Source organism: Ralstonia sp. PBBBR1 (genome assembly GCF_002256165.1).
In the GTDB taxonomy this organism is placed as follows: Bacteria; Pseudomonadota; Gammaproteobacteria; order Burkholderiales; family Burkholderiaceae; genus Ralstonia; species Ralstonia thomasii.
Genome location: NZ_NKIL01000008.1, coordinates 232,049 through 257,253 on the forward strand (window position 1 = coordinate 232,049; position 25,205 = coordinate 257,253).

A 25,205-nucleotide genomic window follows, 5' to 3' on the forward strand; every position below is an offset into this window, starting at 1 on the left:
GTCTTGGCGCAAACTTTGCAATTGCGCGCGACTGTCATGGAGACACCGTTGGCAAGCGGCTACACTGCCGCGACAGGCGCGCTCCGCTGTGGCCCGCCTCTCTGCGTTCCCGTTCCCCGTTGTGTACTTATGGAGGTCGTTATGGGTTTTTTTGACTTCATCAAAGAGGCTGGCGAGAAGCTCTTCCACGGCAGCGCTGCAGCCGCGCCGGCCGATGCGTCGGCGGATGCCGATGCCGCCAAGGCAGCCGACGATGCAAAGGGCCAAGCCATCCAGGACTACATCGCGCAGCAGGGCCTGAGCGCCACAGCGCTGTCGGTGCAGGTGGAAGGCGATGCTGCCAAGGTGTTTGGCGTAGCGCCGGATCAAGCCACGCGCGAGAAAATCATCCTGTGCTGCGGCAACGTCGAGGGGATCAAGTCGGTGGATGACCAGATGTCGGTCAGCACCGAGTCGGAAGAATCGCAATGGCACACCGTGGAGCGCGGCGATACGCTTTCGGCCATCGCCAAGAAGTTCTACGGCGATGCGAACAAGTACCCGGCCATCTTCGAAGCCAACAAGCCGATGCTGTCGAATCCGGACAAGATCTATCCGGGGCAGAAGCTGCGCATTCCGGCGGCTTGATTTGGCTTGCTTTGTTTCGGAGGCGCAAAGCAAAAAGCCCAGTCGATGAAGACTGGGCTTTTTTTATTCTGGTGCCGCTGACCGGAATCGAACTGGTGACCTTCGCATTACGAATGCGCTGCTCTACCGACTGAGCTACAGCGGCGTCGGAAACAGCGATTCTAACAGAACTTTTTGTCGCTCTGCAAGAACCGCTGGAACCACGGCCTTATATGACGTTGTTACGGCGTTTGCTTGGCCTCGAGGTGATATTGCGTGACACGATCCACCTCGTTTTTCGATCCCAGGACCACCGCCACGCGCTGGTGCAGCTTTTCGGGCTGGATATCCAGAATGCGTTGTTCGCCGTTGGTAGCCGCGCCGCCGGCCTGTTCCACCAGGAAGGCCATCGGATTGGCTTCGTACATCAGGCGCAGCTTGCCGGCCTTGCCCGGCTCGCGCTTGTCCCAGGGGTACATGAAGATGCCGCCGCGCGTGAGGATGCGATGCACGTCGGCCACCATCGAGGCGATCCAGCGCATGTTGAAGTCCTTACCGCGCGGGCCTTCGGTGCCGGCCAGGCACTCGTCGATGTAGCGGCGCACGGGCGGGGCCCAGTGGCGCATGTTCGACATGTTGATGGCGAATTCCTTCGTGTCGACCGGAATCTTCACGTCGCGGTGGGTCAGCACGAAGCTGCCGACTTCACGGTCGAGCGTGAACATGTGCACGCCGTTGCCGACGGTCAGCACCAGCGTGGTCTGCGGGCCGTACACGGCATAGCCGGCGGCGACCTGCTTGGAGCCGGGCTGCATGAAATCGGCTTCCGTCACGGCTTCGCCGGCCTTGGGCATGTGCAGCACCGAGAAGATGGTGCCGATCGACACATTCACGTCGATGTTGGACGAGCCGTCGAGCGGATCGAACAGCAGCAGGTATTCGCCCTTCGGGTAGCGATGCGGAATCTCATAGAACGATTCCATCTCTTCCGAGGCCATGGCGGCCAGGTTGCCGCCGTACTCGTTGGCTTCGAGCAGGACTTCGTTGGCGATCACATCCAGCTTCTGCTGGGTTTCGCCTTGCACGTTGCCGGTGCCGGCCGAGCCGAGCACGCCGGCAAGGGCCCCCTTGTTGACGCTGTGCGAGATCGCCTTGCAGGCGCGGGCCACGACTTCGAGCAGCAGACGCAACTCGGCCGGGATGGTGTTGTGCTCGCGCTGCTCTTCGATCAGGTAGCGGGTGAGGTTGATGCGCTTCATGGGTTCTCCTGAGACGGGCGCGATTTTACGATACAAGCGGTGACATTCAGGCCAGCGCCTTGCCAACGATCTCGCGCACATCGCGCGAGAGGCTCGGATGTGCCGCCACGCGCTTGAGCGCGTCCTGCATGGCGTCGCGCAGCGCGGGCACGTACTTGCGCCAGCGGTCCAGCGCGCGGGCCAGGCGGGCAGAGACCTGCGGGTTGATGGCGTCGAGCGCCAGCACCTGCTCGGCCCAGAACGCATAGCCCGACCCATCGGCGGCGTGGAACTGCGCTGGGTTGCCCGAGCAGAAGCTGAAGATGAGCGAACGCGCTCGGTTCGGGTTGCGCAGCGTAAAGGCCGGATGAGTCATCAGGGCTCGAACGGTTTCCAGCGTTGGCTTGCCGGTGGTGCCCGGCTGCATGGCTTGCAGCGAGAACCACTTGTCGATGACCAGGGCGTCGTCGGCGAAGCGCGTGTAGAAATCGGTCAGCGCCGCTTCCCGGCCAGGGGCGTAGCTGTTGACCATCGCCGAGAGGGCGCCCATGCGGTCGGTCATGTTGGTGGCGCCGGCATATTGCCGTTCGGCCAGGGCCAGCGCTTCGGGGGCTTCGGTTTCCACCACATAACCGAGGGCGATGTTCTTGAGCGCACGCTTGCCTGCAGACACGGCATCGGGCGAGTAGGCGCCTTCGGTCTGGTTGTCCTGATAGGCGCGCAGCAGTTCCGCATTGAGCTGTTCCGCCAGGGTGCGGCGCAACGTGCGGCGCGCGGTGTGGATGGCGGCCGGGTCGGCTACGTCCATGCGCTCGGCCAGGTAACTTTCGGCGGGCAGGATCAGCATCTGCTCGCGGAAGGCCGGATCAAGCGAGGTGTCGGCGACCACGGCGCGCAGGGCTTCGACCAGCGCCGGATCCACCACCGGCGCGCGGCCGTGCTGGATGTCGGTCACCATGCGCAGCAGGGTGTCGGTGGCCAGGCGCTGGCCGGCTTCCCAGCGGTTGAACGGGTCGGAGTCGTGCGCGAGCTGGAACGTAAGCTGCTCGGTCGTATAGCCGTATTCCACGATCACCGGCGCCGAGAAATTGCGCAGCAGCGAGGGCAACGGCGCTTCGGCCACGTCTTCGAAGACGAAGGTCTGCTTGATTTCAGTGAAGTCCAGTACGCGCGTGGTTATGGGCGAGGGCGATGCGGCCTCGCCACGCAAACGCAGTGGCAAGTCGCGGCCGTTCTTGTCGATCAGGCCGATCGCAAACGGAATGTGGAACGGTTGCTTCTGGATGCCGCTGTTCACTTCGATACCGACCGGCTCGCAGCGCTGGCGCAGCGTGAGCGTGTAGGTATGCGTGGCGGCATCGTGGTGGCCTTCGACTGCCACGACCGGCGTGCCGGCCTGGCTGTACCAGCGGCCGAATTGCGTGAGGTCGCGGCCGTTGGCATCGGCCATGGCGGCGCGGAAATCGTCGCAGGTGACGGCGTGCCCATCGTGGCGCCGGAAGTACAGGTCCATGCCCTTGCGGAAACCGTCGCGGCCCAGCAGCGTCTGGTACATGCGCACGACTTCGGCGCCTTTCTCGTACACCGTGACGGTGTAGAAGTTGTTGATTTCCTCGTAGCTGTCGGGCCGCACCGGGTGGGCCATCGGGCCGGCATCTTCCGGAAACTGCGCCTGGCGCAGCAGTCGCACGTCCTCGATGCGCTTGACGGCTCGGGCGCTGGCAGCGGCGGCTTCATTGCCGGCTTGCGCGGCCGCTTGTGCCGCCATATCGGCGGAGAACTCCTGATCGCGGAACACCGTCAGGCCTTCCTTCAGGCTCAATTGGAACCAGTCGCGGCAGGTGACGCGGTTGCCCGTCCAGTTGTGGAAGTATTCGTGGCCGACCACCGATTCGATGTTGGCGAAGTCCACGTCGGTTGCCGTTTCCGCATTGGCCAGCACGTACTTCGTGTTGAAGATGTTCAGGCCCTTGTTCTCCATCGCGCCCATGTTGAAGTCGCCCACGGCGACGATCATGAAGCGGTCGAGATCCAGCTCCAGGCCGAAGCGGCGTTCGTCCCAATGGATCGAGTGGATGAGCGAATCCATCGCGTGGCGGGTCTTGCCCAGGTCTTGCGCCTCCACCCACACCTGCAGCAGCTTCTCTTTGCCCGAGGCCGATCGGATGCGTTCTTCAATGCATTCGAGCTTGCCCGCCACCAGCGCGAACAGGTACGAAGGCTTCTTGAATGGGTCGTGCCACACCGCTTCGTGGCGGCCGTCCGGCAGGTCGCGTTCCGACACGAGGTTGCCGTTGGACAGCAGCACCGGGTAATCCGCCTTCGATGCGCGTAGCGTGACGGTGTAGACGGTCATCACGTCCGGGCGGTCGAGGAAGTAGGTGATCTTGCGGAAGCCCTCGGCCTCGCACTGCGTGAAGAAGTTGCCGTTGGAAACGTACAGGCCCATCAGCGAGGAGTTCGCTGCGGGATTGCAGTAGGTGGTGAGTTCCAGCGTGAAGCTGGTGCCAACATCGGCCGGTACGGCTTCGATGGTGAGCGTGTCGTCGGAGGCCTGCAGGCCGGACAGCGCTTTGCCGTCGACCGTCGCGCCCGCCAGCTCCAGCCCTTCACCCGCCAGCACGAGCGGCTTGCCGGCATCCGTGCGCGTCATGCGCATGCGGTTGACGACGCGGGTGCGCTCGGGCACGAGATCGATCTCCAGGGCCACTTCGTCAATGCGGAAAGCGGGCGCGGTGTAGTCCTTGCGGTAAATCGTGACGGCGGTATCGGTGCGCAACATCGGTAACATCCTCGTAGAGGTACGCAAAAGGCCATTGTACTCAGGCGCTTGGCGGGAATCTTCCGCGGCGGGCGTCACTCTGAGTATCAGACCGCGTGCGGCCAGTTTCCGGGCACGCGGCCATCTGTCTGATTGAGAGTAGGGGGATTTTCATGTGGAAATGGATCAAGTCATCGGGCATCGGGCCGATGGCCGGTGCGCTGATGGCGGCCAGCCTGCTGGCGGGCTGTGCGAGCACGGTCACCAGCCAGGTGACGGCGTTCCGGCAACCCGGCTGGACCGACACCCCGCCGCGCACCTACGCCTTCGAGCACACCGCAGCGCAGCAAAATGATCTGGAACGTCAGACCTACGAGGCCTGGACATCAGACCAGCTTGCCGCCCACGGCTTTACCAGCGTGCCGCGTGCCAGCGCGCGCTATCTGGTGCGCCTGGACTACTCGACCGCCACGCGCCTCGTGCAGGTGCGCCAGCCCGTGTATCCGGACCCGTATTGGGGTCCGGGGCCCTGGGGGCCATGGCGCAGCCCTTGGGGGCCTTGGGGCCCGTGGGGGCCGCAATATGTGGATACCAACGTGCAGGTGCCGTTCTACGCCTATCACGTGGAAATTGACGAGGCAGCCACCGGTAAGCGTGTTTATCAGGTGACGGCGCAAACGCAGGGTGGGGATGGATCCCTGACGGCGGTGATGCCTTACCTGGTACGCAGCGCCTTTGCCAATTTCCCGGCGCCGAACGCGCAGCCCATCCTCGTAGAGTTGCCTGTTGATCCATCGGTGAAACCGGCGGCCAAACCAGCTTCCGGGGCGGCATCCAAGTAGTGCGCCAGGGTGGGTTTTGGCTGGCGGTCTACGTTAGAATGCATGACCTAATCTGTAGGCCGCCAGCCGTACTCCGCTTGAGCGTTGTCAATTCATCCCGTCTCGCGCCGACCGCCACCCCTGGCCGGCGCTGCCTCCGCGCCGTCGCTACCCTTCTGACGGTGCCCCACAACGCGTGCGGCCTCACCCCCGGTTTCTCTCTGTTCCCACTGTTTTTTGCCACTTCGTCTCAGGGAGTTTCTGCCTGAGCGCATGTGCGCCTCGTCTGCGGAACTCCCCATCAGGATGCATTGCTATGAACGACAAGCTTCACGACGCCTCGCCGGATTCCCAAGACCAAGGCGCCGAGGCCGAACTGCGCCGCGCAGCGTTTGAATATCACCGCGCCCCCACGCGCGGCAAGATTGAGGTTCGCCCGACCAAGGCGCTGATCAACCAGCGTGATCTTTCGCTGGCGTATTCGCCGGGCGTGGCATATCCGTGTACCGCGATCGAGCAAGACCCGTCGCTGGCGGCGGAGTACACGTCGCGCGGCAACCTGGTCGGCGTGATCACCAACGGCACCGCGGTGCTGGGTCTGGGCGACATCGGCCCGCTGGCCAGCAAGCCCGTCATGGAAGGCAAGGGCTGCCTGTTCAAGAAGTTTGCCGGCGTGGACGTGTTCGATATCGAACTGGCCGAGCGCGATCCGGACAAGCTCGTCGACATCATCACCTCGCTGGAACCGACGCTGGGCGGGATCAACCTCGAAGACATCAAGGCGCCGGAGTGCTTCTACATCGAGCAGAAGCTGCGTGACCGCCTGAATATTCCCGTTTTCCACGATGACCAGCACGGCACGGCGATCATCTCGTCGGCTGCCCTGCTCAACGGCCTGAAGGTCGTCGGCAAGGACATCGGCAATGTGAAGGTGGCCGTGTCGGGTGCGGGCGCCGCGGCCATCGCCTGCCTGGACGTGATGGTCGGCCTGGGCGTCAAGCGCGAGAACGTCTACGTAGTCGACTCCAAGGGCGTGATCTACGCCGGCCGCGACGCCAAGATGGAGCCGAACAAGGCGCGCTATGCGCAAGACACGTCGGCCCGTACGCTGGCCGACATCGTGCGCGATGCAGACGTGTTCTTGGGTTGCTCGGCCGCCGGCGTGCTGACCGCCCACATGGTCAAGACCATGGCGCCGAAGCCGATCATCCTGGCGCTGGCCAATCCCGAGCCGGAAATCCGCCCGGAAGTGGCCAAAGCCGCGCGCCCGGACTGCATCATCGCTACGGGCCGTTCGGATTACCCGAACCAGGTCAACAACGTGCTGTGCTTCCCGTATATCTTCCGTGGCGCGCTCGATTGCGGCGCCACCAAGATCACGGAAGAGATGAAGCTGGCATGCGTGAAGGCCATTGCCGAGCTGGCAGAAGCCGAAACGAACGATGCCGTGGCGCAGGCTTATGCCGGCCAGGACCTGACCTTCGGCCCGGATTACATCATCCCGAAGCCGTTCGATTCGCGCCTGATCGAGAAGATCGCGCCGGCCGTCGCCAAGGCCGCGGAAGAGTCTGGCGTGGCCACGCGCCCGATCAAGGATCTGGACGCCTATCGCGCCCAGCTGAGCGACTTCGTGTACCACACGGGCCTGACCATGCGCCCGGTGTTCTCGGCCGCCAAGGCCAACCCGAAGCGCGTCGTCTACGCCGAAGGTGAAGAAGAGCGCGTGCTGCGCGCGGTGCAGACGGTGGTGGACGAAGGCCTGGCCAAGCCGATCCTGATCGGCCGTCCGCACGTGATCGAAATGCGCATCCAGAAGGCCGGCCTGCGCCTGAAGCCGGGGGTGCATTTCGAGCTGGTCGATCCGGAAGACGACCGCCGCTATCACCAGTACCACACCGCTTACCACGAGCTGATGGGCCGCAACGGCGTGACGCCGGACATGGCGAAGTCGGCGCTGCGCCGTTCGAACACGCTGATCGGTGCACTGCTGGTGCGCCTGGGTGATGCCGATGCGCTGCTGTGCGGCACGGTTGGCCGCTTCGACGCCCACCTGGAACACGTGCGTGACGTGATCGGCCTGGCCCCGAATGCCAAGGTGTTCGCCGCCATGAACGGCCTGATGCTGGAGAAGCACACGCTGTTCATCACCGATACGTTCGTCAACGAGCTGCCGAGCGCAGAAGAGCTGGCCGACATCACCAAGCTGGCGGCAGAAGAAGTGCGCCGTTTCGGCCAGGAGCCGAAGGTGGCGATGCTGTCGCACTCGATGTTCGGCTCGTCGAAAAACGCATCGGCCCGCCGCATGCGCGCTGCGTATGACCTGCTGAAGGTGGAAGCGCCTGACCTGCAGGTGGAAGGCGAGATCCAGGGTGACGCGGCGTTGTCGGAAGACATCCGCCACCACTTCCTGCCCAAGAGCGCGTTCTCTGGCAGCGCAAACCTGCTGGTGATGCCGTCGCTCGACGCCGCCAACATCGCGTTCAACCTGCTCAAGATCACGGGCGGGCAGGGCGTGACGGTGGGCCCGATCCTGCTGGGCGCGGCCAAGCCGGTGCACATCCTGAACCCGTCGGCCACGTCGCGCCGCATCGTCAACATGACGGCGCTGGCGGTGGCAGACGTGTCGGCTACGCGTTGATTGGTTGATCCAACTGTTGGGCCGCTGAAGGTTGGCGGCCCAAAAGAAAACGGCGCCTGGGGAAAGTCCAGGCGCCGTTTTTCTTTGCTGCCGACTGCTTAGAACTTCGCGCGGATGCCCACGCCGAAGGTGTCTGCCGAGCTGAGGCTCGTCACCTTGTCGCGCATGTACGCGGCGTACACGTCAGTGCGCTTGGACAGCGAATAGTCGTAACCGACCGCCCACGTGTTGCGCTTTACGTCGGCCGCACCCGAAGTTTTGGTGTACGCGTACGACGCCAGGATGCTGCCCGGGCCCACCGGCACCGACACGCCCAGTTGGCCGCCGTTGCTCTTCGCGTCCCCCGAGTTGATGGCGTTCTTGATGTACTGGTATTGGCCGTACAGCTTGACCACGCCAAAGTCGTACGTGGCACCGAGCTGCGCGGCCGTCTGGCGCGAGAAGCCTGCCACCAGCGCGTTCAGGTCACCCGGGGCGGAGTCGAAGCGCACCTGCTGGAACGCCGCCGTGGCCGCGAAGTTGCCATGGAAGTACAGGAAGTTGCCGCCCCACTTGTTCTGGCCGTTGTGGCCGGCTTGTTCGCCCGCGCCGTAGATGAAGTTGGCGGTCAGACCGTTGAAGTCCGGCGTCGAATACATGATCGCGTTGTTCCAGCCCGAATCGCCCACCAGACCAGAGATACCGCCGGGGCCGCGCAGGCCGTTGCCGAGGTACGTGTGGAACACCATCGGCGAGAACGTGTACGAATCGATGAACGGGTTGAACAGGATCGTCGATACGAAATACGGCGGCGTCAGGCGGCCGAGCTTGATCGAACCCCACGTGCTCGATTGCAGGCCGACGAACGAGTTCCGGGCGAAGAACGTATCGCCGTCAAAGCGCCCGTACTTGCCGGTGTCCGGGCGGAAGAACGCTTCCAGCGTGAAGATCGCCTTCAAGCCATTGCCCAGATCTTCGCTGCCCTTCATGCCCCAGTACGAGGTCGACATACCGCCCGAGTTGACGCCCCAGGCGCGATCCGATGCGCCCAGGGTCTTGGTGGCGCCCGCCCAGGCATCCACCTGGCCGTACAGCGTGACGGACGACTGCGCCTGCGCACCGGCACTTGCTGCCCCCAGTGCCGATGCCACTGCCAGCGCGGCCATGCCACGCTTGAATTTCGACTGCATTGCTACCTCCTTTGTTGTTGAAAGTCACTGCAGGTTGCGCTGCATTCTTTGATGCAGTCACAGGCCGGCTGGTCAGGCTCCATGCCGGACGGTGTCCCATGCCCCATGACACCGCGCCCACAGCGTTGTTTTTTGCTGCTGAACCTGAGAAATCAGTTGGCGGCGATCAAATCGGCCAGACGGAAACCCGCGATGCGATGAATCTGTTCGAGCGATGCACGCAGCTCGGTATCGCGGTCGTTTTCCACGCGCTCGCTGAAGTTGTCGATGATGCCGTGGCGGTCGTAGCCGCGCACCGCCAGGATGAACGGAAAGCCGAACTTCTCGTTGTACTGCGCGTTGAGGGCCTGCAGGCGTGCAAACTCTTCCGGCGAGCACTGGTTCAGGCCCGCACCACTTTGCTCGCGCGTCGACTCGGCGGTCAGTTCACCGCGCACGGCCGCCTTGCCCGCCAGCTCGGGGTGAGCGCGCACGAGCTTGAGCTGCGGTTCAATGCCGGCGGTGTCCACGGCATTGCGCATGGCAGCCGCGAGCGCCTCGGCCGAGGCGAACGGGCGCTGCGTGGCGGCCTGTTCGGCAACCCACGGGGAGTGCTCGTAGACGCCGCCGAGGACTTGCACGAACTGCGACGCGTCCATGCCGTTGAGTTGCGAGAGGGTGTAGGTGGTCTGGCTCATGCTGTGGTGCTCAAAACGGGTTGCTTGGCATACGGATGGTTCTGGATCCAGTGCTGCGCGATGTCGATACGGCGGCAGATCCAGACCTTGTCGTGCGACTGCACGTAGTCGAGGAAGCGCTGCAGCGCACGGAAGCGCGCCGGGCGGCCCAGCAGGCGGCAGTGCATGCCGATCGACAGCATTTTCGGCTGCGCGAGGCCGTTCGGATCGCCTTCCTCGTACAGCACGTCGAACGCGTCCTTCAGGTACTGGTAGAAGTGGTCGGCCGTGTTGAAGCCTTGCGGGCTGGCAAAGCGCATGTCGTTGGTGTCGAGCGTGTACGGCACCACCAGGTGCGGTTTGTGCTCGCCGGACGAGGTTTCGACTTCGGTCCAGAAGGGGAGGTCGTCGCCGTAGTAGTCGGCGTCATACGCAAAGCCACCGTGCTCGACGACCAGGCGCCGCGTGTTGGGGCTGTCGCGGCCGGTGTACCAGCCCAGCGGCGCATTGCCAGTCAACTCGCGGATGATCTCGACGCCGATGCGCATGTGCTCGCGCTCCGTGGCTTCGTCGATGTTCTGGTAATGGATCCAGCGCCAGCCGTGGCAGGCGATTTCGTGGCCCAGGTCAACGAAGGCTTGCGTCACGTCCGGATGGCGCTGCAGGGCCATCGACACACCGAAGATCGTCAACGGCAGGCCGCGCTTTTCAAACTCGCGCAGGATGCGCCACACGCCCGCGCGCGATCCGTATTCGTAGATCCCCTCCATGCTCATGTGGCGGGCCGGGTAGGCCGCGGCGCCGATGATCTCAGAGAGGAACTGCTCGGAGCCGGCATCGCCGTGCAAGACGCAGTTTTCACCGCCTTCCTCGTAGTTGAGGACGAACTGCAGGGCGACGCGCGCGCCGCCCGGCCAATTGGCGTTCGGCGGGTTCTTGCCGTAACCGATGAGATCGCGCGGATAGTTATTGTTTGTCATGGTTTTTCATGTCGAGGAGACTTCATACAACACCGGTCAGACAGTGGAATGCGGCTTTCCAAATTCACGACATCACAGCGGCGTCATGAACGAGGCAAGGCGCCGCCGCGTCAGGCCGGGACTGCCCGGGCAGCCTGCGCGAGTTCCAGCGCGAGCCTCCGGTGAACCGTGAGATGGGCGTCGAGTTCCAGCGTGGTCAGGCGGCCGTCTTCGACGACTACGCGCCCATTGATCACGCTGTGCGCCACGTTGGACGGGGCGCAGAACACCAGCGCCGCGACCGGGTCGTGGTCGGCGCCGGCAAAACCGATCTGGTGACGATCGAAGCTGACAAAGTCGGCCGACATGCCGGGTGCAAGCGCGCCGATGTCGTCGCGGTTGAGCACGCGCGCGCCGCCGAGCGTGGCGATCTCCAGCGCCTCGCGCGCGCTCATCGCCGCGGGACCAAAGCCGACGCGTGCGAGCAGCATGGCCTGCCGCGTTTCGCCGAGCATGTGCGCCCCATCGTTCGACGCGCTGCCATCCACGCCAAGGCCGACCGGCACGCCGGCATCGCGCATGGTGCGGATCGGGGCGATGCCGGAAGCCAGGCGCATGTTCGAGCACGGGCAATGCGCGACGCCAGTGCCGGTGCGTGCAAACACGTCGATGCCGTGCGCGTCGAGCTTCACGCAGTGCGCATGCCAGACGTCGCGGCCAACCCAGCCAAGGTCTTCCGCGTACTCGGCCGGCGTCATGCCGAACTTCTCGCGCGAGTAAGCGATGTCGTTGTCGTTCTCGGCCAGGTGGGTGTGCATCGATACGCCGTAGCTGCGCGCGAGCTTGGCCGATTCGCGCATCAGGTCACGCGAGACGGAGAAGGGCGAGCACGGTGCCACCACCACGCGCAGCATCGAATGGCGATCGGCGTTGTGCCAGTTTTCGATCAGGCGCTGCGTTTCCTTGAGGATGGCCTCTTCGCCTTCGACCACGCGGTCCGGCGGCAAGCCGCCCTGGCTGCGGCCGACGCTCATGCTGCCACGCGCCGCGTGAAAGCGCATGCCGATCTGCTGTGCGGCTTCGATGGAATCGTCGAGCCGGCTGCCGTTCGGATAGAGGTACAGATGATCGCTGGAGGTCGTGCAACCCGAGAGCAGGAGTTCCGCCATCGCCGTGAGCGTAGACACGCGCACCATCTCGGGCGTGAGGCCGGCCCACACCGGATACAGGTTGGTCAGCCAGCCGAACAGTTCGGCGTCCTGCGCGGCGGGCAGGGCACGCGTCAGGCTCTGATACATGTGATGGTGCGTGTTGACGAAGCCCGGCGTGACCACGTGGTCGCGCAGTTCCATCACACGTACGTTGGGTTGCCCGATGGCCTCGCGGTACTGCGACGGCAGATCGGCCGAGGCGCCAACCCATTCGACTACGCCACCGCGCGCAACCAGGGCGCCGTCGGCGATCTCGCGGCGTTGCGCATCCATGGTGACCAGCACGTCCGCATGACGGGCGATCAGAAGCGGGTCGTTGTGCGCGACAGTGGCGTTCATGCAATTACTCCGTGCCGTGGGTGTTGGCGGCAGCGTCGCGCATGGCGTGCTCGGCCGACTGCATGCCGTTGTAGTACAGGTTAAGGATGACCGCGACCAGCGTGCCCAGCACGATGCCGCTGTGCGTGACTGGCTCCAACCAATGCGGCAGGTACTGGAAGAAGGTCGGGGCCAGCGTCGGGATCATGCCGAAGCCGATCGAAATCGCCACGATGAACAGGTTGTGGCGGTACTTGTTGAAATCGATCGAGCCGAGAATGCGCACACCCGTGGCGGCAACCATGCCGAACATCACGATGCCCGCCCCGCCCAGCACGAACGAAGGGACCGATGCCACGATGTGCGCCATCTTCGGGAACAGGCCCAGCGCGATGAGGATCACGCCGCCCATGGCTGCCACGAAGCGCGACCGCACACCCGTGACCGTCACCAGCCCAACGTTCTGCGAGAACGACGTGTACGGGAACGTGTTGAACACACCGCCGATCACAGTGCCCAGACCGTCGGCGCGCAGGCCGCGCGTGAGGTCATCGGTGGAGAGCTTCTTGCCGGTGATTTCTGCCAGCGCCAGGAACATGCCGGTCGATTCCACCAGCGTGATCAGCATCACGATGCACATCGAAGCGATGGCGCCGAAGTGGAAGGTCGGCATGCCGAAGTGCAGCGGCGTGATCACGGCCACCCAGTCGGCTTCGGTGATGCCGGCAAAGCTGACCTTGCCGAATGCCATGGCGATGAACGTGCCGATCACGATGCCCAGCAGCACCGCGATGTTGCCGATCAGGCCGCGGCCATACTTCGTCAGCAGCAGGATGATCACGAGCACTGCCAGCGCGATGCCCAGGCCGCTCAGGTCGCCGTAGGCAGGATTCGGCACGGTCTTGAGCACGCCGTCCGCCATGGTTTTCATGGTCGGCTGGCCGCCGGCAGCCCAGTTGATGCCCACGCCCATCAGCGACATGCCGATCAGCGTGATGACGGTGCCCGTCACGACAGGCGGGAAGAGTCCAAGCACACGCCCCATGAGCGGCGCGACGATGATGCCGAACAACCCCGCCGCGATCACCGCGCCGTAGATGCCGAGCAGGCCGATGCTCGGGTCCGTGCCGATGGCGATCATCGGGCCCACCGATGCGAAGGTCACGCCCATCATGACCGGCATGCGAATGCCGAACTTCCAAATACCGAAGGCCTGGATGAGGGTGGCAAGGCCGGCGGCAAAGAGATCCGCGTTGATCAGGAAAGCGAGCTGTTCCTTGGGCAGATGCAGTGCACCGCCCACAATCAGAGGCACTGCCACGGTGCCTGCATACATCACCAATACATGTTGCAGACCCAATGCGAGCAGGCGTCCGTACGCCACGCGCTCATTGGTCAGATCCGCCGTGGGGGCGGCGATGGTGCTGCTTGCCATAAAGGTCTCCTTTGGGTGGTAAGCCGGACGGCGTCCGGCTTGGAGCCTGCCCATGTTCCTGCTGCGCGCCCCGATTCTGGCCTTGTGGCACGTCCCGTCCTGATGTCGGGCGGTGTATCCCGGGCCAACCTTCGGCAGGTCGCTACGGATCGTGGACAGGTTCTTGGACGGCCGGCCTCTGTCGTGCCAGCTCGCCCGATACAGCTGAACCGGTCCTAGACTTTGTCCTTCCCGCCGCGTGGGCCCAATACCGAACGCAAATCGAAATCCGCGGGCGCTTCGGGGCGCACGCGATCGGCGCAGCATTGCAAGTGCTGGGCCATGTGGGCCTGGGCAGCGCTGGCGTCGCCACGCTCCAGTGCATTGAGGATGTCGAGGTGTTCGTCGAACGAGCAGGCGTTGTTGCCCGGGGCCTCGACGCTGGCGATCATCAGCGTCGTGCGCGACACCAGTCGACGCATCATCTCGACCACCAGCGGGTTGCCGGACTGCTCGGCCAGCGCTACGTGAAATTCCGCAGACAGGCGAATCCAGCGCGGACGATCCTGCGTGACAAACGCCTGGCGTTCCTGCTTGACGAGTTCCATCAGGGGCGCGATGGCCGCCTTGGGGTTGCTGCTGTGGCCCACCTTGTCGAGCACCGCGCGCTCCAGGATCTGGCGCAGCTCGAACATGGCGTGGGCTTCGTCGATGGAGGGCGCCGCGATGAACGCGCCGCGATTCGGCTCGAGGTCAACCAGGCCGTCAGCGGCCAGTTGGGAGAAGACCTTGCGCACCGTATGACGCGCGGTGGCATAGATTTCGCACAGCGCATGCTCCGTCAGCTTGGTGCGCGGGGGCAGGCGGTGCTCCATGATCGCGTCGTAGATCTCGTGATACATCCGTTCTTCGACCGACATGCGTGTTGCCCCCGATGCCTTGACGCCCGACTTCAACGTCGCTTCCGTGGAGACCAGCTTGAGATTCTTGGACATGGCAGATCCGCCTTTGAGTAACGCGCCGCAGCATAAGCAACTGCGAAAATCTGTTGACAATTATTCGTGGCGGCCGTCAATATTGTCAACAAAATGTGTTCGGGAATCCGACAAACTAGGGAAATCCCTGTTTCAATCCGAGTCCAACGACACGGCAGGAGCAGGGCGTCGGACCCAGAACCAGCGACGGCTTTGCCGGTTTGGCATGCCCCTCCCAACATGGATGGCAGGCGTAAACCGGCTGGACGCGCGCCGGGATGCGTGCACAGCACGTACCGAGCGGGCCCCGACGCCGGTCCTTGTCACACAAGGGTTTGGCGCGAGGTGCAAGTGGAGGCAGCGGCGCTTCTGAAAATTCAAACTACAGAGGAAGACAAATGGGACGCTTGACCACCCATGTGCTCGACACCGCTGCAGGCACGCCGGGTCAAAACCTGGCGATCGCACTGTTCAAAATTGTCGACAATCAGCGACAACCGATCAAATCGGTCCGCACCAATCACGATGGCCGTTGCGATGCGCCGCTGCTGGAAGGCGACGCGTTGCAAACCGGCGTGTACGAGCTGGACTTCGGCGTGGGCGAGTACTACCGCGCCGCCGGCGTCAAACTCCCCGATCCCGCGTTCCTGGACGTGGTGACGCTGCGCTTCGGCGTGGCCGACACCAGTGCGCACTACCACGTGCCGCTGCTGGTGTCGCCGTGGTCGTATTCGACCTATCGCGGTAGCTAACAGGGCAGGGAGTCATCATGGAAGGCTATATCCTCGACTGGGCCAACTTGCTCTTGCGTTGGCTGCACGTGATCGTCGCGATCGCGTGGATCGGGTCGTCGTTCTACTTCGTCTGGCTCGATAACAGCCTGACCAAGCCGACCGCGCCGGACCTGAAGGACAAGGGCGTCGACGGCGAGCTGTGGGCCGTGCACGGCGGCGGGTTCTACAACCCGCAGAAGTACCTGCTGGCGCCGAAGCAGCTGCCCGATCATCTGCACTGGTTCTACTGGGAGTCGTATTCGACCTGGATGTCGGGCTTCGCCCTGCTGACGGTGGTGTACCTGTTCAACGCCAACGTCTACATGATCGATCGCAGCGTGTTCGACATGACCGCGACGACGGCGGTGCTGCTGGCGCTAGGCTTCCTGGTGGTCGGCTGGCTCGTATACGACACGATCTGTCGCGTGTTCGGCAAGAACGACCGCGTGGTCGGCATTCTCGTGGCGATCTACGTGGTGATCGCGGCGTTTGCAGCGTGCCACCTGTTCTCGGGCCGCGCAGCATTCCTGCTGATCGGCGCGATGATCGCAACGATCATGAGCGCCAACGTGTTCTTCTGGATCATCCCGGGGCAACGCAAGGTGGTCGCCTCGCTCAAGGCTGGCGAAAAGCCGGACCCAATCCACGGCAAGCGCGGCAAGCAGCGCAGCGTGCACAACACGTATTTCACGCTGCCGGTGCTGTTCGCGATGCTGTCGAACCACTACAGCATGACGTACGCCGCCAACTACAACTGGGTTGTGCTCGTGCTGATCATGCTGGCCGGCGTGCTGATCCGTCAGTTCTTCATCCTGAAGCACAAGGGCGTCGTGAACTGGGGTTATCCGGCGGCAGGCGTGGCCGTGTTGCTGGGTGTCGCGGTCTGGCTGGCTCCCGTGTCGCGTCCGGCAGCTCCGGTGGCGGAAGCCCCGGCAGCAACGGCGCCCGCAGCTGCGGCAGAAGGCGGCGCTGCGGTTCCGGCAGCCGCCGCTGGCAGTTCGGACTTCGCGAAAGTACAGGCAGTCGTTACCGCACGATGCTACCAATGTCACTCGGCTCATCCTACCCTGATGCCTTCGCCGGCTAAGGGCGTGTTGCTCGATACGCCGGAAGAACTGGGCAAGCACGCGCAGCTCGTCTATCAGCAGGCCGTCCAGCAAAAGCTGATGCCGTTGGGCAATGTGACGCAAATCACCGACGACGAGCGCACGATCATCGCCAAGTGGTTCGAAGGCGGCGCCAAGACGAACTGAGGCGCACGCTCAGCAACAACAGAAAGGTTTATCGGAGCATGCCATTCGTTCCCTAGCGGGTGGCATGACCGGTGAGGGTTGAACGGGGCTGCGGCCCCGTTTTTTTTCGCCTGAAGCGTCTGCGGCGATGTGTCCGTGGCTGGGCTTGATTCGCCGCTGCCTCACCGGCCGCAAGGGGCGCCGGCAGGGCAGCCCCCAGAGCCTCGGAGTGGACGACTTATTTCCCGACGCCCAGCAACGCCAGTACGCCCAGCACCAGGAAGATCAGCGCCGCAATCCGATGCACCAGCGTGATCGGCATGCGCGCAGCGAACTTGTTGCCCATCAGTACTGCTGGCACGTTGGCGAGCAGCATGCCGACGGTCGTGCCCGCGACGACAGAGAACACGTCGTGAAAGCGCGCCGCCAGTGCAACGGTCGCAATCTGCGTCTTGTCGCCCATCTCGGCAAAGAAGAACGCAACGATGGTGGTCCCCAGGATGCCCAGGCCGCGCTGCGCGGTGGAGGGCGCTTCGTCGTCGTCGAGCTTGTCCGGAATCAGCATCCACCCGGCCATGGCGATAAAGCCCACGCCCAGGATCCAGCGCAGCACGTTTTCGCCGAGCACATGCGTGATCCAGCCACCGACAGCGCCGGCCAGTGCGTGGTTGACGAGGGTGGAGATGAAGATGCCGAGAATGATCGGCACCGGCTTGCGAAAACGCGCGGCCAGCAGGATCGACAGCAATTGCGTCTTGTCGCCGATTTCAGCGAGCGCGACGATGCCGGTGGAGACGAGAAAGGCTTCCATGTTGTTGTGGTGTCCGGGCCGTATGCGAACCAATGACGCGCCACTGCCGGCCCTGTCCGCAGTGGGTTGTCATCGGTCTCGCCAGGCGCGTCACCGGGTGCCGGGGTGGCACCCTGAGTGCGGCTGACCACGCCATAACCACCTGTCGTTGCGACGGCGGTCAAGTCTGTTGACGTGGCCCCCGGGGTATCGACCCCAGGCGGCTACTCCCCAATGGAAGCGAGGATTATAATTGGATCAGGCGTTGGCGCCAACCGCGAATTTGGCGGGCTCGCCCTGGATGTATGTGGCAGCCACGGCGCGATCCTCGCCCAGCAGCGCCAATGAGAACAGCAGTTCCTCCAGCGTTTCCGAGCGCGCATTGCGGCGGGCCAGCAGCGGCGTGGCTGCCGGGTCCAGCACGATGAAGTCGGCTTCGGCGCCCGGCACGAAGCTGCCGATGCGGTCTTCCCAGCCCAGAGCCTCAGCGGCGCCGCGCGTGGCCAGGTAGAACATCCGCAGCGCAGTCAGGTGATAACCGCCCATGCGCGCGACCTTATGCGCCGTGCCCATCGTGCGCAGCATCGAGAACGAGCTGCCGCCGCCCACGTCGGTCGCCAGCGTAAGCGCCAGGCGGTATGCGTCGTTCTGGTGGAAGTTGTAGAGGCCGCTGCCCAGGAACAGGTTGGAGGTGGGGCAGTGCGCCACGGCTGCGCCGGATTCGGCCATGCGTTGGCGGTCACCGTCGTCCAGCCAGATGGCGTGGCCGTAAAAGGCGCCTTTGCGCAGCAGGCCGTAGCGGTCGTAGACGTCCAGATAGCTGCGCGCGTCTGGGAACAGGTCAGCCACCCATTTCACTTCGTCGGGGTTCTCGGCGACGTGCGTCTGGATGAAGACGTCCTTGTATTGCTTGGCGAGTTCGGCGCAGGCCTGCAGCTGGGCTTCGCTCGACGTGGGCGCGAATCGCGGCGTGATGGCGTAAGCCAGGCGGTCCTTGCCGTGCCAGCGCGAGATCAGGTCAGCCGTGTCGCGCGCGCCGGATTCCGCCGTGTCGCGCAGGTATTCCGGGCAGTTGCGGTCCATCATCACCTTGCCCGTGATCATGCGCATGCCGCGTTGCTGGGCTTGCGTGAACAGCGTCTCGGCAGACCCGCGATGCACGGTGCTCCACACCATCGCGCTGGTCGTGCCGTTGCGCAGCAGTTCGTCGAGGAAGAACGAGGCGACGCCGGCGGCGTACTGCTCGCTTTCGAAGCGGCGCTCTTCCGGGAAGGTGTACGTCTCCAGCCAATGCAGCAGACCCGGCGACGGCGACGCGATGATGTCCGTCTGGGGGAAGTGGATATGCGTGTCGATGAAGCCGGGGACGATCAGCTTGCCGCTGTAGTCGTGCAATTGCGCGCCGGCCGGCAGGTCTTCACGCAGCGCGGCATAGTCGCCGGCCTTGATCACCTTGCCGCCCAAGACCACGAGCAGGCCGTCTTCCCAGTACTCATAGGCATCGCGCTCGCGATACTGCGGATCGTGCAGGAAATGCAGCACGCGGCCGCGGTAGGCGTGAACGGTGTTGGAAGTCGGAGGCATCGTGGTCATATCGTCTCGTGGATTTTTAGTGTGCGGCTTTCCAGTGGTCGTCGACCTTGGCGAGCCACAGGGCTTTGTCCTGTTCGGGCAGGAAGGACGCCTCGAAGCTGTTGCGCGCGAGCGCGTGGGCATCGGCTGCAGACAGGTCGAGGGCGTTGAACGTGGCGAGCCAGTTGGTGTTCATGTAGCCGCCAAAGTAGGCCGGATCGTCGGAATGCAGCGTCACAGCGCAGCCGGCGTCCAGTAGTTGCTTGAGCGAGTGGTCGCGCAGGTCGGGGTAGACCTTCAGTTTTTCGTTCGACAGCGGGCAGACCGTCAGCGCGATGCGTTCGGCCGCGAGGCGCTTGACGAGCGCGGCATCGTCGATGGCGCGTACGCCGTGATCGATGCGCTCCACCTTGAGGATGTCGAGGGCGTCGATCACGTATTGCGCCGGGCCTTCTTCACCAGCGTGGGCGACCAGGCGCAGGCCGAGTTCCTTGCAGCGTGCGAATACGCGTGCGAACTTCTCCGGCGGGTTGCCGCGCTCGGACGAATCCAGCCCCACGCCGATGATGCGGTTGGCCGGATCCTGGATATAGGGCAGGGCCGCTTCGAGCGTGTCGAAAGCGTCTTCCTCGCTCAGATGGCGCAGGAAGCAGAGGATCAGCGCGCTCGAAAAACCATGCTCGCGCTCGGCGTCATCCAACGCGCGGACGATACCGTGAATGACCACATGCATGGGCACGTTGCGCGCGGTGTGCGTCTGCGGGTCGAAGAAGATTTCGGCGTGGTGGACGTTGTCGGCCAGCGCACGTGCCACGTATGCGGCGGTCATGTCGTAGAAATCCTGCTCGGTGAGCAGCACGCTGGCGCCGGCGTAGTACAGGTCGAGGAACGATTGCAGATCGTCAAAGGCGTAGGCTGCTCGCACTTCTTCCACGGACGCATACGGCAGCTTCACGCCGTTGCGCTCGGCCAGCGCGAACATCAGTTCAGGTTCGAGCGAGCCTTCGATGTGGATGTGCAGTTCAGCTTTGGGGCTGTTGGCGATGCGTTCTGCAAGCGCGGAGGAAATCGGCATGATCAGACAGGCGTGGGGACTCGGTAAGGGACCGCCGCGCCGCTGCTCGCGCTGGTGAGCGCATGCTGTTGCAGCTCTCGCACCTGCAGCAGTTGCGCGACGACGGATACCGCAATGATATCCGGCGCCTTGTCCACGATGCCCGCCACGCCAATCGGGCACACCATTTCCGGCAGGCGGGCCGGGTCCACGCCGTGCTCGACCATGCGGTGCTCGAAACGCGCGCGCTTCGTCTTGGAACCGATCAGACCGAAGTAGGCAAAGTCCGTGCGGCGCATGATGCGTTCGCACAGCGCGAGATCCAACGCATGGTTGTGCGTCATGACCAGGAAGTAGCTGCCCGCGGGCGCGTGGTCGATCACGGCTTCCGGCGTATCGGTGGATTCGATGGCGACGTTCGGCGGCACTTCCGTGGGAAACGGGAACATCGCATCCCGCTCGTCAACCCACGTGACGCGACAGGGCAGATGCGCCAGTGCGCGCACGATGGCGTGGCCGACGTGGCCCGCGCCGCACAGCACGATCGACATGTCGGGCGGCAGCACGGTTTGGGTGAAGCCGCTGGCGTCGAGTTGCACGCCGGCTGCGGCTGCGTCGCCCACGCTCGCTTCAACCGCGACCGCCGGATCGGCGGAGACGATACGGCGCAGGCTGCGGCGTTGGCGCATGGCGTCGTCGGCCAGCGCGATCCACTTCACATCACGCGTGTCGAGTCGTTCAAGCGACAGCCGCACCACGCCGCCGCAGCATTGGCCGAGCGCAGGGCCGAGCGGAATGCGCACGAACTGCCGACGTGCTTCGCCGGCGGCTTCAGGCGCATTCATCATCGTCTGCGCGATTTCCATCGCACGCCATTCGAGATGGCCGCCGCCGATGGTGCCGAAGAAGCCGTCGGTGCATACCAGCATCAGCGTGCCTGGTTCGCGTGGAGCAGAGCCCTGCACGTCCGTTACCGTGACCAGCACGCACGGCTGCGCCGCTTGCACGGTGGCGAGCACGTCGGCGAAGCGGAATGGGCGCAGTTGCGTGTGGTCCATGGTCTGTTCTCCGAACTCAGGCGGACAGCGGGGCGCTGCGGATGGCATCCACAGCCTTGAGGATTTCTTCGCTGGTGGCCGGCGCATTCAGCGGCGGATTCGTCCGGCCATCGCCAACCGCAGCCACCGCATCGCGAATGGCGAAGAAGACCGAGAACGGCAGCAGCAGCGGCGGCTCACCCAGCGCCTTGGAACGGTGGATGCTGTCTTCCACGTTGGCGTTGTTGAACAGATTCACGCGGAAGTCCGGCGGGCAGTCGTTGACCGTCGGGATCTTGTAGGTGGACGGCGCGTGCGTCATCAGCTTGCCGTTCTTGTTCCACCACAGCTCTTCGGTCGTGAGCCAGCCCATGCCCTGGATGAACGCGCCTTCCACCTGGCCGATGTCGATGGCCGGGTTGATCGAGCGGCCGGCGTCGTGCAGCACGTCGGCGCGCAGCAGGCGCCATTCGCCGGTCAGCGTATCGACCACCACTTCCGACACGGCTGCGCCATACGCGTAGTAGTAGAACGGGCGGCCCTTCAGCTTGGATTGATCCCAGTGCAGCTTGGGCGTGGCGTAGAAGCCGTCGGACCACAACTGCACGCGGGCAACGTAGGCCTTGCCGATCAGCTCGTCGAAGGGCACGCGGCGCGTACCGATTTCCAGATGGTCGCCCACGATCGCCACCGTCTCGATGGGCGCTTCGTAATGCTCGGCCGCAAACGCGATCAGGCGCTGGCGGATCTGGCGTGCGGCGTCTTGTGCAGCCTTGCCGTTCAGGTCGCTGCCTGTGGATGCCGCCGTGGCGGAGGTGTTTGCCACCTTGCTGGTGTCGGTCGCCGTGACGCGGATGCGCGTGAACGACACGCCCAGTTCGTGTGCTACGACCTGCGCGACCTTCGTGTTCAGGCCCTGGCCCATTTCGGTGCCGCCGTGGTTCACGAGGATCGAGCCGTCGTTGTAGACGTGCACAAGGGCGCCGGCCTGGTTGAAGTGCTTCACGTTGAACGAGATGCCGAACTTCACCGGCGTCAGCGCAAGGCCACGCTTGAGCACCGGGCTGGTCGCATTGAACGCGCGAATCGCTTCTCGGCGGGCGCGGTAGTCGGACGTCGCTTCCAGCTCGTCCAGCAGTTCATGGATGACGTTGTCCTCCACCGTCTGGCCGTATGGCGTGACGTTGTTCTTGTCCTTGCCGTACAGATTGGCGCGGCGTACGTCGAGCGCATCCTTGCCGACCGAGCGCGCGATGTTGTCCATGATGTACTCGATGGCAAACGCGCCCTGCGGGCCGCCAAAGCCTCGGAACGCGGTGTTCGACTGCGTGTTGGTGCGCGCGCAGAAGCCGTCGATTTCCACCTCAGGCAGCCAGTAGGCGTTGTCGAAGTGGCAGATGGCGCGCGTCATCACCGGGCCCGACAGGTCGGCCGAGAAACCGGCGCGCGAGGTCATGTCGACCTTGACGCCCTGGATGCGCCCATCGTCGTCGTAGCCGGCTTCGTAGGCAAAGCGGAAGTCATGCCGCTTGCCGGTGATCATCATGTCGTCGTCGCGGTCCGGACGCAGCTTGACGGGGCAGGCGAGTTTCCATGCCGCCAGCGAAGCGCAGCAGGCGAACAGGCCCGATTGCGACTCCTTCCCGCCGAAACCGCCGCCCATGCGACGGCATTCGACCAGCACCTGGTTGGCGTGCCAGCCCAGCATGTGCGACACCATGTGCTGCATCTCGGTCGGATGCTGCGTCGAGCACCAAACGTGCATGCCGTTGTCTTCCTTCGGCACCGCGTACGAGATCTGGCTTTCGAGGTAGAACTGCTCCTGGCCGCCCAATGACATCTTGCCGGCTTCGGAGTGGGGCGCGGCAGCGATGCGCTCGGCGGGTTCGCCGCGCTTGAGGTGCATCGGCGGCAGCACGGACTTGCCGGCAGCGCGTGCCTCTTCAGGCGTCAGCAGCGGGGGCAGCACTTCGTATTCGATATTGCCCAGACGCGCTGCACGGCGCGCCGCATCGTGCGACGTGGCCACCACGATGAACATCGGCTGGCCGATAAAGTGCACCGTGTCGGTCGCCAGGATGGGATCGTCATGGATGATCGGGCCGCAATCGTTCGTGCCCGGAATGTCGGCTGACGTGAATACCGCCACCACGCCCGGCGCGGCTTTCACGCGATCCAGATCCATGTTCACGATGCGCGCATGCGCCTGCGTGCTCATGCCGAGCGCTGCGTGCAGCGTGCCGGCCAGCTCGGGGATGTCGTCGGTGTAGGTGGCGGTGCCTGCAACATGCAGGTGCGCAGATTCGTGCGGGCGCGAAATGCTCACCACAGCACCGCGCTGATCAGGCATGGCGGCAGCAATATCGGCTTCCGCCAGCAGGAAGGCTTCGGTTTGCTTGTTCATGTTCTTAGGCTGCCGTGAGGGTATTCAATTCCACTGCGCGCACATTGATCTGTTGGGGCGCGAGCGGCGCATCGGTGCGGGTTTCCAGCCAGAAGCGGTACACCGTGTTGGCAGCCGATACGCGGCGGTAGTTGTCGGTGGCGCGCATGTCGGTCAGCGGGGTGTAGTCACGCGACATGGCTGCCATGGCAGCATGCACCGTCGCTTCGTTCCACGGCTGGCCAACGATGGCGTTTTCCGTCTCCGTCGCGCGCTTGGACGTTGCCGCCATGCCGCCGTAAGCGATGCGTGCGCTGCGCACCATGTCACCGTCCAGTTCGATGGCCAACGCCGCGCACACGGCGGAAATGTCTTCGTCGAAGCGCTTCGAGAGCTTGTACGTACGGAAGCGCAGAGCATCGCGGCCCTCACGTGCGGGGATGCGCAGGCCCGCAACGAATTCGCCTTCTTCCATCGCGTTCTTCTGGTAGGCGAGGTAGAGGTCTTCGAGCGGCAACTCGCGGCGGACTTCGCCACGCTGCAGGACGACGCGCGTGCCGATGGCAATGAGCGCGGGTGCCGAGTCACCGATCGGCGAGCCGTTTGCGACGTTGCCGCCCAGTGTCCCGGCATTGCGGATCGGCAGCGAGGCAAAGCGCTTCCACAGCTCGGTCAGCTCCGGGTAGTCCGCGGCCAGGAATTCGTAGGCCTTTTCCAGCGAGACGGCAGCGCCGATCTCGATCCAGCCGTCACGCTTTTGCAGTGCGTACAGGTCGACCACCTGGCCGATGTACAGGATGTCGCCCAGGTCGCGGAACTGCTTGGTGACCCACAGGCCGACGTCGGTGCTGCCGGCCAGGATGCGGATGTTCGGATGCGCGGCCTTGATGGCGGCAAAGGCCGATGCGGTGCGTGGTGCGTAGAAGCGCGGCGCATTCTCGGTGCCGACGGGCGCATAGCTGAAGGTGTCGTTGCGCTGCAGCTTGCGCAGCGTGTCGGCCAGTTGCGTGCGATCGATGCCTGCCGGCGCGGGCAGTTCGAACATGCGTTCGCCCGCGTCGATGATGGGGCGGTATCCGGTGCAGCGGCACAGGTTGCCAGTGAGCGAATCGCAGATGGTCTGGCGCGAGGGGATTGGCGCCTGGCTGCCGGTGTTTTCGTACAGGGCGTAAAGCGACATCACGAAGCCCGGCGTGCAGAAGCCGCACTGGGATCCGTGGCACTCCACCATGGCCTCTTGCACCGGGTGCAGCGTGCCGTCCTTGCCGCGCACGTCTTCCACGGTGAACAGCGCCTTGCCGTCAAGCGTAGGCAGGAACTGGATGCATGCGTTGACGGCCTTCAGTCCGACGCTGCCATCTTCCTGCAGTTCGCCGAGCACGACGGTACAAGCACCGCAATCGCCCTCGGCGCACCCTTCCTTGGTGCCAGTGCAGTGCGCGTCTTCACGCAGGTATTGAAGCACCGTCCGGGTGATCGGGGCGTCCGTGACGGTGCGGACCTGGCCGCGGTGGAAGAAGCGGATGGGCTGAGTCTCCATGGGGGTTCTACGCCTGTTTGTGTGTGTAACGGAACCATAGCACCGGGCCAGGAATGCAA

The 25,205-nt window shown here is 64.2% G+C and carries 19 protein-coding genes, 1 tRNA gene and 1 riboswitch; of the genes, 5 read left to right on the forward strand and 15 right to left on the reverse strand.

The window, feature by feature from the left end; genetic code table 11:
- Positions 1-141 precede the first annotated feature (141 nt).
- On the forward strand, positions 142-627 hold the full coding sequence (gene lysM / locus CFE42_RS16745; protein ID WP_004630912.1) for a peptidoglycan-binding protein LysM: 486 nt from the start codon (positions 142-144) through the stop codon (positions 625-627).
- A 69-nt stretch (positions 628-696) separates the two neighbouring features.
- Here the strand turns inward: lysM and CFE42_RS16750 are convergent.
- The 3 genes from CFE42_RS16750 to pepN all read right to left on the reverse strand — a co-directional run bounded on the left by CFE42_RS16750 (position 697) and on the right by pepN (position 4,626).
- A tRNA-Thr gene (locus tag CFE42_RS16750) sits at positions 697-772 on the reverse strand.
- A gap of 76 nt (positions 773-848) precedes the next feature.
- Positions 849-1,865, reverse strand: a complete 1,017-nt coding sequence (locus CFE42_RS16755; protein ID WP_004630909.1) for a class 1 fructose-bisphosphatase — start codon at positions 1,863-1,865, stop codon at positions 849-851.
- A gap of 46 nt (positions 1,866-1,911) precedes the next feature.
- A complete protein-coding gene (gene pepN, locus CFE42_RS16760; protein ID WP_004630905.1) occupies positions 1,912-4,626 on the reverse strand; it encodes an aminopeptidase N in 2,715 nt (904 codons plus the stop codon).
- Positions 4,627-4,778: 152 nt separating this feature from the next.
- Here pepN and CFE42_RS16765 point away from each other — a divergent pair, with 152 nt between their 5' ends.
- Together CFE42_RS16765 and CFE42_RS16770 are read left to right on the forward strand one after the other, a co-directional pair.
- Entirely contained in the window at positions 4,779-5,447 is a 669-nt protein-coding gene (locus CFE42_RS16765; RefSeq protein ID WP_004630903.1) for a DUF4136 domain-containing protein, read from the forward strand.
- A gap of 295 nt (positions 5,448-5,742) precedes the next feature.
- Positions 5,743-8,064 (forward strand): NADP-dependent malic enzyme, encoded by a 2,322-nt coding sequence (locus CFE42_RS16770; protein ID WP_004630902.1) that lies wholly within the window; start codon positions 5,743-5,745, stop codon positions 8,062-8,064.
- 98 nt (positions 8,065-8,162) lie between these two features.
- Here CFE42_RS16770 and CFE42_RS16775 read toward each other — a convergent pair whose 3' ends face one another.
- From CFE42_RS16775 to CFE42_RS16800, 6 genes are all read right to left on the reverse strand, one after another.
- Positions 8,163-9,233, reverse strand: coding sequence for a porin (locus CFE42_RS16775; RefSeq protein ID WP_004630899.1), 1,071 nt, complete (start codon positions 9,231-9,233; stop codon positions 8,163-8,165).
- A 152-nt stretch (positions 9,234-9,385) separates the two neighbouring features.
- Positions 9,386-9,910, reverse strand: coding sequence for a 2-oxo-4-hydroxy-4-carboxy-5-ureidoimidazoline decarboxylase (gene uraD, locus CFE42_RS16780; RefSeq protein WP_004630897.1), 525 nt, complete (start codon positions 9,908-9,910; stop codon positions 9,386-9,388).
- Positions 9,907-10,869 (reverse strand): allantoinase PuuE, encoded by a 963-nt coding sequence (gene puuE / locus CFE42_RS16785; protein WP_004630895.1) that lies wholly within the window; start codon positions 10,867-10,869, stop codon positions 9,907-9,909. The genes uraD and puuE overlap by 4 nt, the downstream gene beginning before the upstream one ends.
- A gap of 110 nt (positions 10,870-10,979) precedes the next feature.
- Positions 10,980-12,398, reverse strand: a complete 1,419-nt coding sequence (locus tag CFE42_RS16790) for an 8-oxoguanine deaminase (protein WP_004630893.1) — start codon at positions 12,396-12,398, stop codon at positions 10,980-10,982.
- Positions 12,399-12,402: 4 nt separating this feature from the next.
- The gene (locus CFE42_RS16795) at positions 12,403-13,812 is read right to left on the reverse strand and encodes a nucleobase:cation symporter-2 family protein (RefSeq protein ID WP_004630891.1); all 1,410 of its coding nucleotides are present in this window, start codon (positions 13,810-13,812) and stop codon (positions 12,403-12,405) included.
- Between the two features lie 215 nt (positions 13,813-14,027).
- Entirely contained in the window at positions 14,028-14,786 is a 759-nt protein-coding gene (locus tag CFE42_RS16800) for a GntR family transcriptional regulator (RefSeq protein ID WP_004630889.1), read from the reverse strand.
- A gap of 377 nt (positions 14,787-15,163) precedes the next feature.
- Between CFE42_RS16800 and uraH the strand changes: the two genes are divergently transcribed.
- Together uraH and CFE42_RS16810 are read left to right on the forward strand one after the other, a co-directional pair.
- On the forward strand, positions 15,164-15,517 hold the full coding sequence (gene uraH / locus CFE42_RS16805) for a hydroxyisourate hydrolase (RefSeq protein ID WP_004630888.1): 354 nt from the start codon (positions 15,164-15,166) through the stop codon (positions 15,515-15,517).
- Between the two features lie 17 nt (positions 15,518-15,534).
- A complete protein-coding gene (locus CFE42_RS16810; RefSeq protein ID WP_004630887.1) occupies positions 15,535-16,791 on the forward strand; it encodes a urate hydroxylase PuuD in 1,257 nt (418 codons plus the stop codon).
- 217 nt (positions 16,792-17,008) lie between these two features.
- Here the strand turns inward: CFE42_RS16810 and CFE42_RS16815 are convergent, their stop codons facing one another.
- From CFE42_RS16815 to xdhA, 6 genes are all read right to left on the reverse strand, one after another.
- Positions 17,009-17,581, reverse strand: coding sequence for a TMEM165/GDT1 family protein (locus CFE42_RS16815; RefSeq protein ID WP_004630885.1), 573 nt, complete (start codon positions 17,579-17,581; stop codon positions 17,009-17,011).
- Between the two features lie 83 nt (positions 17,582-17,664).
- Positions 17,665-17,805, reverse strand: a riboswitch (yybP-ykoY riboswitch).
- A gap of 13 nt (positions 17,806-17,818) precedes the next feature.
- Positions 17,819-19,153, reverse strand: a complete 1,335-nt coding sequence (guaD, locus tag CFE42_RS16820; RefSeq protein ID WP_004630883.1) for a guanine deaminase — start codon at positions 19,151-19,153, stop codon at positions 17,819-17,821.
- 16 nt (positions 19,154-19,169) lie between these two features.
- Positions 19,170-20,207: an adenosine deaminase gene (locus tag CFE42_RS16825; protein WP_004630880.1), complete on the reverse strand. Its 1,038-nt coding sequence runs from the start codon at positions 20,205-20,207 to the stop codon at positions 19,170-19,172.
- A 2-nt stretch (positions 20,208-20,209) separates the two neighbouring features.
- Positions 20,210-21,244, reverse strand: a complete 1,035-nt coding sequence (xdhC, locus tag CFE42_RS16830) for a xanthine dehydrogenase accessory protein XdhC (RefSeq protein ID WP_004630877.1) — start codon at positions 21,242-21,244, stop codon at positions 20,210-20,212.
- A gap of 16 nt (positions 21,245-21,260) precedes the next feature.
- Entirely contained in the window at positions 21,261-23,627 is a 2,367-nt protein-coding gene (gene xdhB, locus CFE42_RS16835) for a xanthine dehydrogenase molybdopterin binding subunit (protein WP_004630876.1), read from the reverse strand.
- Positions 23,628-23,631: 4 nt separating this feature from the next.
- Positions 23,632-25,146, reverse strand: coding sequence for a xanthine dehydrogenase small subunit (gene xdhA, locus CFE42_RS16840; protein ID WP_004630873.1), 1,515 nt, complete (start codon positions 25,144-25,146; stop codon positions 23,632-23,634).
- Between the last annotated feature and the right edge of the window lie 59 nt (positions 25,147-25,205).

Coding starts and splice junctions, on each gene's coding strand:
- lysM (WP_004630912.1), top strand. CDS start 142: ATGGGTTTTTTTGACTTCATCAAAGAGGCTGGCGAGAAGCTCTTCCAC.
- CFE42_RS16755 (WP_004630909.1), bottom strand. CDS start 1,865: ATGAAGCGCATCAACCTCACCCGCTACCTGATCGAAGAGCAGCGCGAG.
- pepN (WP_004630905.1), bottom strand. CDS start 4,626: ATGTTGCGCACCGATACCGCCGTCACGATTTACCGCAAGGACTACACC.
- CFE42_RS16765 (WP_004630903.1), top strand. CDS start 4,779: ATGTGGAAATGGATCAAGTCATCGGGCATCGGGCCGATGGCCGGTGCG.
- CFE42_RS16770 (WP_004630902.1), top strand. CDS start 5,743: ATGAACGACAAGCTTCACGACGCCTCGCCGGATTCCCAAGACCAAGGC.
- CFE42_RS16775 (WP_004630899.1), bottom strand. CDS start 9,233: ATGCAGTCGAAATTCAAGCGTGGCATGGCCGCGCTGGCAGTGGCATCG.
- uraD (WP_004630897.1), bottom strand. CDS start 9,910: ATGAGCCAGACCACCTACACCCTCTCGCAACTCAACGGCATGGACGCG.
- puuE (WP_004630895.1), bottom strand. CDS start 10,869: ATGACAAACAATAACTATCCGCGCGATCTCATCGGTTACGGCAAGAAC.
- CFE42_RS16790 (WP_004630893.1), bottom strand. CDS start 12,398: ATGAACGCCACTGTCGCGCACAACGACCCGCTTCTGATCGCCCGTCAT.
- CFE42_RS16795 (WP_004630891.1), bottom strand. CDS start 13,812: ATGGCAAGCAGCACCATCGCCGCCCCCACGGCGGATCTGACCAATGAG.
- CFE42_RS16800 (WP_004630889.1), bottom strand. CDS start 14,786: ATGTCCAAGAATCTCAAGCTGGTCTCCACGGAAGCGACGTTGAAGTCG.
- uraH (WP_004630888.1), top strand. CDS start 15,164: ATGGGACGCTTGACCACCCATGTGCTCGACACCGCTGCAGGCACGCCG.
- CFE42_RS16810 (WP_004630887.1), top strand. CDS start 15,535: ATGGAAGGCTATATCCTCGACTGGGCCAACTTGCTCTTGCGTTGGCTG.
- CFE42_RS16815 (WP_004630885.1), bottom strand. CDS start 17,581: ATGGAAGCCTTTCTCGTCTCCACCGGCATCGTCGCGCTCGCTGAAATC.
- guaD (WP_004630883.1), bottom strand. CDS start 19,153: ATGACCACGATGCCTCCGACTTCCAACACCGTTCACGCCTACCGCGGC.
- CFE42_RS16825 (WP_004630880.1), bottom strand. CDS start 20,207: ATGCCGATTTCCTCCGCGCTTGCAGAACGCATCGCCAACAGCCCCAAA.
- xdhC (WP_004630877.1), bottom strand. CDS start 21,244: ATGGACCACACGCAACTGCGCCCATTCCGCTTCGCCGACGTGCTCGCC.
- xdhB (WP_004630876.1), bottom strand. CDS start 23,627: ATGAACAAGCAAACCGAAGCCTTCCTGCTGGCGGAAGCCGATATTGCT.
- xdhA (WP_004630873.1), bottom strand. CDS start 25,146: ATGGAGACTCAGCCCATCCGCTTCTTCCACCGCGGCCAGGTCCGCACC.